The sequence below is a fragment of the Chitinophaga sp. genome (genome assembly GCF_036566945.1).
Classification (GTDB): Bacteria; Bacteroidota; Bacteroidia; order Chitinophagales; family Chitinophagaceae; genus Chitinophaga.
On the sequence record NZ_DATCVJ010000703.1, the window covers coordinates 1 to 8516 of the forward strand.

Sequence of the window (8516 nt, forward strand, 5' to 3'; positions counted from 1 at the left end):
TCGCATTCATGCTGAGATCCAGATGTGCATCTATCGTAAACATAGTTGTGTCATTATTTAGCGTATAATTTTTCCGGTCAGTCCGTTTTTCATCAGTTCTTGTATTTCCTCCAGGCTCACAATCGCCCAGTCGCCCGGGATACTTTGTTTGATGGTGCCGCAGGCCGTCGCAAAATCGATGATTTGTTGCGGGCGGTAATTATTCATCAGACCATATAACATCCCTGCCGTAAAAGCGTCGCCGGTGCCAATCTGGTCGGTGACATCCGTAAGGGGAAATCCCTTGGCATAATAAAATTGTCCTTCATGCGACAAAGCACCGGTATACCATAGCTGCTGGTCTTTCACCTGCCGGAAACTCATGCCCAATGTTTTAAGACGGGGCATTTTAGGATACAACGCGGCAAAGCACTGTTCAAACCTTTGTTCCAGCGGCAACGCCCGATCGGTGTCAATATCGAAATATATTTTTACTGCGTCCAGGTCAGCTACAGATACTTCGCTATGCTGCAATAAGGCGGGCATGATGTGGGATGGATGTTTACCGTATTGCCATAGTTTGGAGCGATAGTTAAAATCCGAAGAAATCATCATACCTGCCTGCAATGCGGCTTCCAGCGCCTCATCACAAACTTCGGCCGCACTTTCAGATACGGCTGCCGCCACACCTGACCAGTGAAAACAGCGGCTATCGGTAAAAATTTCTTTCCAGTGGAGCTGCCCTTTCTGTAACCCGGCATACGCAGTACCTGTTCTGTCATAGATCACCCTGGTAGGGCGAATGTTATTGCCGGGTTCTGTAAAATACAGGCCCAGCTTATCTCCACCGTACAATATCTTATCGGTGTTTACACCATGACTTCTCAGTTGTTGTACGCCGGCCCTGGCGAGGTCATTATCCGGCAGGCGGCTGATATAATCTGCCTGCATACCCAATCTGGCCAGCAGCACACATACATTTGCTTCCGCGCCTGCATAGTAAGCGGTATACCCGTCGGTTTGCTGAAATCGTTTGCCGCCGTTACTGTGCAGCCGCAGCAAAAGTTCCCCGAAGGCTGTTACCCGAAGACCCTTGTTACCATCCGGTTTTTGCATCATTCATTTATTTTGACATCTGGATATTCAGTGTGCTTTTTCAAAAAGTAATCTTTTCCTGAAACATACCCACTAAATATCCAAATATACAAATCAACCGCTGTCTAGTATAATTCAAACAAAGCTTCTATTTCCACCGGGATATTATCCGGCAAAGAACCGAAGCCCACTGCACTTCTTACCCCTACTCCATTCTCTTCTCCCCAGATGGCTGCAAACAATTCACTGCAACCATTGATAATAAATGGATGGCGTTCAAAGTCAGGCGTACAGTTCACCATACCCAATACTTTAATCACACGTTTCACTTTATCCAAACTGCCAATATGGGTTTTAATGGTAGAAAGCATCGTTAAACCTACCTGTCTTGCCGCCAGTTTACCCTGTTCCATATCCAGTGCTGCTCCAATACGGCCAATGATCAGTGATTTATCATTCTGCACAGGACCATGACCGGAGAGATACAGGTATTTGCCATCTATCAGGCATGGCTTGTAAACACCCAATGGTGCAGGCGCCGGGGGCAATACCAATCCCAGGGCTGCTAATTTCTCTTCTGCATGATTGTTTTCCATAGTTTCTGTTTTAATGTTCTAAATATATGATTTGGTTATGCTGCTTTTTTTATTTTTCCGGGAGATGAGTGCCTCATACGAACCTGTCTAAAATCAGGACACCGAAAAGACCTGCTGTGCCTACTATCGTTTCCATGACTGACCATGATAACAACGTATTTTTTATACTTAAGTTAAAATATTCTTTAAACATCCAGAATCCGGCGTCGTTGACGTGAGAAAACATCAGACTCCCCGCTCCTACTGACAACACCATCAGGTTGGGGTTTACCTGTCCATGCAACATCAGTGGGGCTATCATGCCGGCCGCTGTAATGCCTGCAATGGTGGCCGATCCTACACAAGCCCTGATGATGGCGGCAGTTAACCAACCCAAAACCAATACCGGAATATGCCAGGATTGCATGGCCGAGGCTATCTGTAAACTAACACCGCTATCTGTCAGTACCTGTTTCAATGCGCCGGCGCCGGCAATGATCAGCAGGATCATAGCAATGTCTTTGACCGCGTCTGCATAAATATTCATAATGCGCTTCACCGGTATTTGCTGAAACACCCCTAGCGAAAACGTAGCGATCAGCAAAGCAAACAACATCACTACCTGGGCATCGCCTGCAAATAAAACCCAGCGATGCGCCGTTGTATTTTCTCCACCGCAAAGATGAGCCAGTAAGGTAGTAAATATGAGCAGGAATACCGGCAACAAAGCCGTCATAAAACTATTACTTTTTCCCGGTAGCGGCATATCATTAACTTCCTGCTGCTGAAATAAGGCAGACGGAGTAGATGGCATCGTTTTCAGATACCGGGCAAAAAATGGCCCTGCCAGCAGCAATGCCGGGATGGCTACCAGCAGTCCATATAACAGCGTAAGTCCCATGTTCGCATTAAACTGTGTCACCAACGCGGTAGGCGAAGGGTGCGGTGGCAGAAATCCATGGGTAATAGATAAGGCGGCCAATGTAGGCAACCCCATATATACCGCAGGCAATTTATACTGATATACCACTGAAAAGATCAGTGGCACCATCAGTACAAAACCTACCCCATAATATAGTGGAATACCTATGATAAACCCTGCTATGAGCAACGCCCATTGCAGGTATTTTTCTCCGAACAGCTGCATCAATGTGTTAGCGATTTGCCTGGCAGCACCACTTTCTGCTACCAGTTTACCCAGCATGGCTCCCAATACAATGATAATCAGCAATCCTCCTACGGTGTCGCCTATACCTTTTTGCAGCGATGCAGGAATCTTGTCTGCCGGTATGCCCAGCAATAAACCCGCCAGCACAGATACGATCAGAAAAGCAACAAGGGCATTCAATTTACCCCAGGTCAACAAAACAATCAGCACTCCCATGCATAGTAATACAATCAAAAACGACATAGATCACGTTTTAGCTTTTAGCTTTTAGCTTTTAGCTTTTAGTAAATGCAGCGGAGACCATCATATGTTAATCTTCGCTGCATTTACTAAAAGCTAAAAGCTAATAGCTAAAAGCTTAATTAATACTAATTTCATCCACCAGCAACTGGCTGTTTCCTCCTGCACCATATTCGCCGGCAGGAATCACGCCTTTATTACGGGCCAGCACTCGTACGTACCGGGCTTTCACCGGCTTTACAGATAGGCGTATGGCATTAATACCATTTACCGGGAAAGCAGTCGTGGTACCCAGTGGCGTATAATGCACCCCATCTGCAGATACTTCAAATAACAATGCGGTGGGCGGCCACATTTTCTGCCAATGATAGTTCAGGCAATTAGCGCCCACTTGCCGAATCAATTGTTCACTGCCCAAATCAATGACTACTTCCAGATCACGATTGCTGAAACCCAGCCACTGCTGATCGTTGTAGCGGTTAGACCCTGCTATCCCGTTTACCAGTAAACTGGCATCGCCGGTATATTTGGTATTCGGCGCCTGCCTTATCGTGATGCCGGCGCCTGTTGCTTTATTGATGGAAAATGACTGGTGAAATAACCTGTTGGTGCGCTGCCCCTGCTGATATAAAATCGCTTTTATAGTACTGCTTTTCGTGAGCAATACCGGCGATATATACCGCTTACTGGTGGGGCCGGGTAGCGTACCATCTGTTGTGTAGCGAATTGTAGCCGTAGTATCCGAACTATGCAGGGAGACATATAATTGCCCTTTCGCGAGGCTATCTATGGAATAATTGATTTCTTCGAAGTTATTGGCAGCAGCAATGTGTAAGGCTTTTAATAAAGGCTGTTGTGCTTTAACACGTCTGCAAAAATCGGCGTAATCCCGCGCTGTCTGTGGCGACCAGGCTCTTTCCGCCATGGCCAGCATGCGGGGATAAATCATGTATTGCGCCTGTTGTTCCGTATCCAGGTATTCACTCCACACCTGCCCCTGTATGCCCGAAATATAAGGTAGCAAGCTGGTATCGCCTGCTGCATGCAACGGATCGTAATGATATACTTCTTCCAGCGGCGTATAACCACCGGCAGCTGTTTTTTCTTCCGGATATAAGGATTGATAGTGATCAAAATACAATTCATCTTCCGGTGTCATGATCACGTGGTGTTGCTGTTTGGCAGCAGTGACCGCTCCTTCTACCCCTCTCCAGCTCATGATGGTAGCGCCGGGAGCCAGACCGCCTTCCAGTATTTCGTCCCAGCCAATTATTTTCCGTCCTTTACTATTGATATAACGACTCATTCTACGGATAAAATAGCTTTGCAATTCATGCTCATCTGCCAGGTGTTCCTGTTTCATGCGTAGCTGACAGGCAGCGCAATGCGCCCATCTTACCTTCGGGCATTCGTCACCACCTATATGGATATACGTAGATGGGAAGAGCGCCATCACTTCATCCAGTACATCCTGCAGAAAAGTGAAAGTGCTGTCGTTGCCTGCACAGAAAACATCGTCGAATACTCCCCAGAACTGCGCCGTTTTATAAGGTCCTTTCGTACAGCCCAGTTCCGGATAAGCTGTCAGGGCTGCCAATGCGTGACCCGGCATTTCAATTTCAGGAATCACCGTAATCTGTCTCGCAGCCGCATAAGCCACCACTGCTTTCACTTCTTCCGTGGTATAAAACCCACCATATTTTTTTCCATCAAACTGATGGGGCAATTCTTTTTTATGTCCTATCATGGTCTGATCCCGCCATGCGGCCACAGATTGGAGCTTAGGATATTTTTTTATTTCTATACGCCAGCCCTGATCGTCTGTCAGATGCCAGTGAAAGTTGTTGATTTTATATAGCGCCAGCTGATCAATAAACTGCTTGATAAAGTCTACCGAAAAGAAATGACGACTCACATCCAGGTGCATGCCCCGGTAACCAAACCGGGGATAATCACTGATCACTGCACCCGGCAACGCCAGTGTGGCCGGGCCTTCCCGATGCCATAACTGCCGCAGGGTGGCTATACCATGTACGATGCCGGCAGCATCGTACGCGGTGATGATCACCTCTTCTTTTGTAATGTGCAGCAGGTATTCTTCGGGCTGTTTTACCAACATGGTATCGGTATGTAATACAATACGGTGGCTACCGTTTTGCGGCAACGATGTTTCAGGTAACGTTACTGTTGGCGATAACGCCTTCCCGGTTTGTTGCCGGAAATATTCCTGCAATAATGCGGCCGCTCCTTCGTTGCCCCGATCGGCCAGCAGCCGGGTTTTCGGCGTAATAAAAAAGCTGTCGGTATTGTAGGATGCTGTTACCGGCAAAGGAATCAAGGCTGCCTGTGCGGCAGCCTCTTTCCTTTGTGACATCGTGGTGTTACCAACACCTATCAATAATGATATTAGCAATAGTCTCTTCATAATTATTTATCCCACCATACCCTGGTTGTTAGTAAATCTGCGCCTTGTCTGCTGATCGCTTCGCGGTAATGCACACCGTTGATTCCCTGTTCTGCTACGGAGTAAGGCAAGCGACGGGGAATAGTTCCGCCGGTGGCGTTACCAACATAGTTCACCGGCGTCAATACCGGGTAACCTGTACGTCTCCAGTTCGCATATGCTTCCTGTTCATCCAGGAATAAGGCGGCCCAAAACTGCGTATGGATCTGATTCATTTGTGCATCCACAGTACCACCTGTATTGAGCGGATGATCGGTTACGTAGGTAGCGATCTTATTAGCGCTTATTACACCAGCAGGCCCAAACAGCGACCAATTCTTCAATGCAGCCGTTACACCATCTCTGTAAAATTGTGCTTTATCGCCGGAAATCCAGCCCCGTAAAGCGGCTTCGCTGAGTAATAAATTGGTTTCCGCATTGGTTAATAATAGCAAAGGTGCGGCATTATTCAAAACAGTCGCCGGATTAGGCTCGGAAAAAGTTACAAAATCAGCTGTTTTCTTATCGCTGCCATTGGGCATTCCTTTCTGAATAGCGGCCGCTGTATCTGGTGCGTTATTATTCCACACCACTGATACTACACCCAAACGTGGATCGTTGTTCGTTTTCAGGAAGTCGATCCATGTTTTGCTGTACTTACCCCACTCAATGTTATCTGCACCATGAGAGTTGAGGCTATAATCCTGTCCTACCAGTTCAAAAGCCACCGGGTTGTTGTTGTAGATTTGCGGACCATTGCTGTATTTCAATACCGCGTTATCAGCGGAGTTCAGAATCACGCCACCTGCTACTGCTTTCTGCACCCAATCTTTCGCCACCACTTTTCCATCGCCTACCTTCGTGGTGCGCATGGCTACTCTCAGCATCAGTGAATAACCGAATTTCTTCCACATACCCACGTCTCCACCATACAACAAATCTGCTGCACCGAAGCTGGCAGCTCCTGCTTTGGTGTCGAAAGCTTTGATAGCTTCATCGAGTTCTTTCAGCATGTCTGCATAAATATCTGCCTGGGAATCATACTTTGGCAGGAATACGCCGTTCCTTCCCTGGGTAGCTTCTGAATAAGGCACATCTCCGTAAAGGTCCGTGATACGCTGCATCAGCAATACTTTCCATATCCGGGTGGCCGACAGTTTATTTACATTATCCGCAGCCAGTTCCGGCGCTTTCAGTGCAGTAATAATTTCCTGCAGTGTAAGAATAGCATTGGTGTAGATATAACGGTAATAAAAACTCTGGTAAAAATCGTTCACCGCATATTTATCACCTGCACCTGATCCGCCAATTTCTTTGGCAATGGAAAAGTGCTGTACATAGTTACCGCAGTGTAAATAAGAGGTGTAAAAATACGCCCTGTCGTACACCAGGTTTCCTTTTAATAAACTCTGGGTAAAGAGAAAATTAACGTTGGGTGTAGTAGAAGCGTTTGGATTTTTATTTAATTCTTCAAATCCTTTATCACAGGATGACAGTCCCAACACTGCCCCCAGGAGTACTATAAATTTATATCTGGCAAATCGTTGCATGACTAATTTTTTAAGAGTGAACTACAGTTTTACCATCAGGTTTACACCATAACTCCTGGTACGTGGCACCGCAAACATTTCAAAACCCTGTGCGTTAGAGTTGCTGAAAGCAGATTCAGGATCAATGTTGGGCGTGTTCTTGTACAGGATGAGCAGGTTTCTTGCCACAAATGAAACGGTGGCGGACTGCACTTTTGCGAAGGCCACTGCATTTGATGGAATGTTGTAGCTCAGTACTACCTGTCTTAATTTGATGAAGCTTGCATCATACACAAATTTCTCTGAGATATTTTTGAAATTGTCGTAGTACTGCTGCAAACCGGTGGCGTAAGTAAATGTTTTGGAGAAAGGTTTGTCATCCTGATCCACACCGGTAACGGTTAATCCGTCTTCCCTGCCTGGCAGTGTAATTTTATTTAATCCAAAACGGGTAGCATACAGGTTGGTACCGGAATATACATAGCCGCCAAATTTACCATCCACCAGGAAGCTCAGGTTAAATTGTTTGTAGCGGAAGCTGTTGGTGATACCGCCGGTCCATGGAGAAATACCGGTGCCCAGATCTTTCTGTTCTGTTACTTCGTAGCCATTATTTTTATTGTAGATGGTCTGTCCCTGTGCATTCTTCTTTACGCCGAAGCCTCTGATCATGCTATAAGGCTTACCTACTTCTGCAAAGAGAAAAGCATAGCTGTTTACCGCGATATCCAGTTGCAGTTTATCCAGTCCTTCATTCAGTTTCAGTACTTCGTTCTTGTTGTATGCAGCGTTGAAGCTAACGTCCCAGGAGAAATCTTTCTTCTTCACAGGTGTACCGGACAACATCAGTTCAATCCCTTTGTTACTCATTTCACCTACGTTCAGGTAAGCGAAGTTGTAGCCGGAGCCCGGAGAAATAGCGGCCTGCATGATATCATCTGTTGTTCTGCGATTGTATACCGTGATGTCTGCCGACAATCTGTTATGCAGAAAACGACCTTCGATCCCTGCTTCTACCGTATTAGAGGTAAATGGTTTCAGGTCCTGATTGGGTGCAATCAGCTGACCGGATCCCACACCATCTGTTTGGGTAGGCGTTTGCAATGGTTGACCCAGATGGCCGCCACCAGGCACCATGCTGTAGGTTTGATTCAGTGCATACGCTAAAGGTGCACCGCCACCTACCTGTGCCCAGGAAGATCTTACTTTGGCATAGTCTATCCAGGAAGGCATTTTGATCGCTTCGGATAACAGGAAGCTGGCGCCGAAGGATGGATAGAAAATATTATTTTTCTTAGGAGATAAAGTAGAGAACCAGTCGTTGCGGCCGGTAGCAGAGAGGAATAATAAATCTCTGAAAGACAGGTCCACAGATCCGAATACAGAATTTGTTCCCTGATGGCGGTTAATATTCTTAACGCTTAAATTTTTCACGTTAGACGGATCGTAAAAACCTGGTTCAAAGAAACCTTTACCGGTATACACGA

Annotated in this window: 6 protein-coding genes; all 6 read right to left on the reverse strand. The window is 46.4% G+C overall.

The annotated features are described in order from the left end of the window. Positions 1-57: 57 nt before the first annotated feature. On the reverse strand, positions 58-1098 hold the full coding sequence (locus VIP81_RS21180; RefSeq protein WP_331965934.1) for a sugar kinase: 1041 nt from the start codon (positions 1096-1098) through the stop codon (positions 58-60). A gap of 101 nt (positions 1099-1199) precedes the next feature. Beyond that, the gene (locus VIP81_RS21185; protein WP_331965937.1) at positions 1200-1670 is read right to left on the reverse strand and encodes a RidA family protein; all 471 of its coding nucleotides are present in this window, start codon (positions 1668-1670) and stop codon (positions 1200-1202) included. 73 nt (positions 1671-1743) lie between these two features. After that, positions 1744-3060 (reverse strand): gluconate:H+ symporter, encoded by a 1317-nt coding sequence (locus VIP81_RS21190; protein ID WP_331965940.1) that lies wholly within the window; start codon positions 3058-3060, stop codon positions 1744-1746. Positions 3061-3175: 115 nt separating this feature from the next. After that, complete coding sequence (locus tag VIP81_RS21195) at positions 3176-5482, reverse strand: family 20 glycosylhydrolase (protein ID WP_331965942.1); 2307 nt, start codon at positions 5480-5482, stop codon at positions 3176-3178. 2 nt (positions 5483-5484) lie between these two features. Continuing rightward, positions 5485-7050, reverse strand: coding sequence for a SusD/RagB family nutrient-binding outer membrane lipoprotein (locus VIP81_RS21200; RefSeq protein ID WP_331965945.1), 1566 nt, complete (start codon positions 7048-7050; stop codon positions 5485-5487). Positions 7051-7071: 21 nt separating this feature from the next. Next, a partial coding sequence (locus VIP81_RS21205; RefSeq protein WP_331965948.1) for a TonB-dependent receptor domain-containing protein occupies positions 7072-8516 on the reverse strand: 1445 nt, incomplete at its 5' end.

What these genes read in the sequence shown, in the direction of transcription:
- VIP81_RS21195 (WP_331965942.1), bottom strand. Translation starts at nt 5,482, where the DNA reads ATGAAGAGACTATTGCTAATATCATTATTGATAGGTGTTGGTAACACC.
- VIP81_RS21185 (WP_331965937.1), bottom strand. Translation starts at nt 1,670, where the DNA reads ATGGAAAACAATCATGCAGAAGAGAAATTAGCAGCCCTGGGATTGGTA.
- VIP81_RS21200 (WP_331965945.1), bottom strand. Translation starts at nt 7,050, where the DNA reads ATGCAACGATTTGCCAGATATAAATTTATAGTACTCCTGGGGGCAGTG.
- VIP81_RS21190 (WP_331965940.1), bottom strand. Translation starts at nt 3,060, where the DNA reads ATGTCGTTTTTGATTGTATTACTATGCATGGGAGTGCTGATTGTTTTG.
- VIP81_RS21180 (WP_331965934.1), bottom strand. Translation starts at nt 1,098, where the DNA reads ATGATGCAAAAACCGGATGGTAACAAGGGTCTTCGGGTAACAGCCTTC.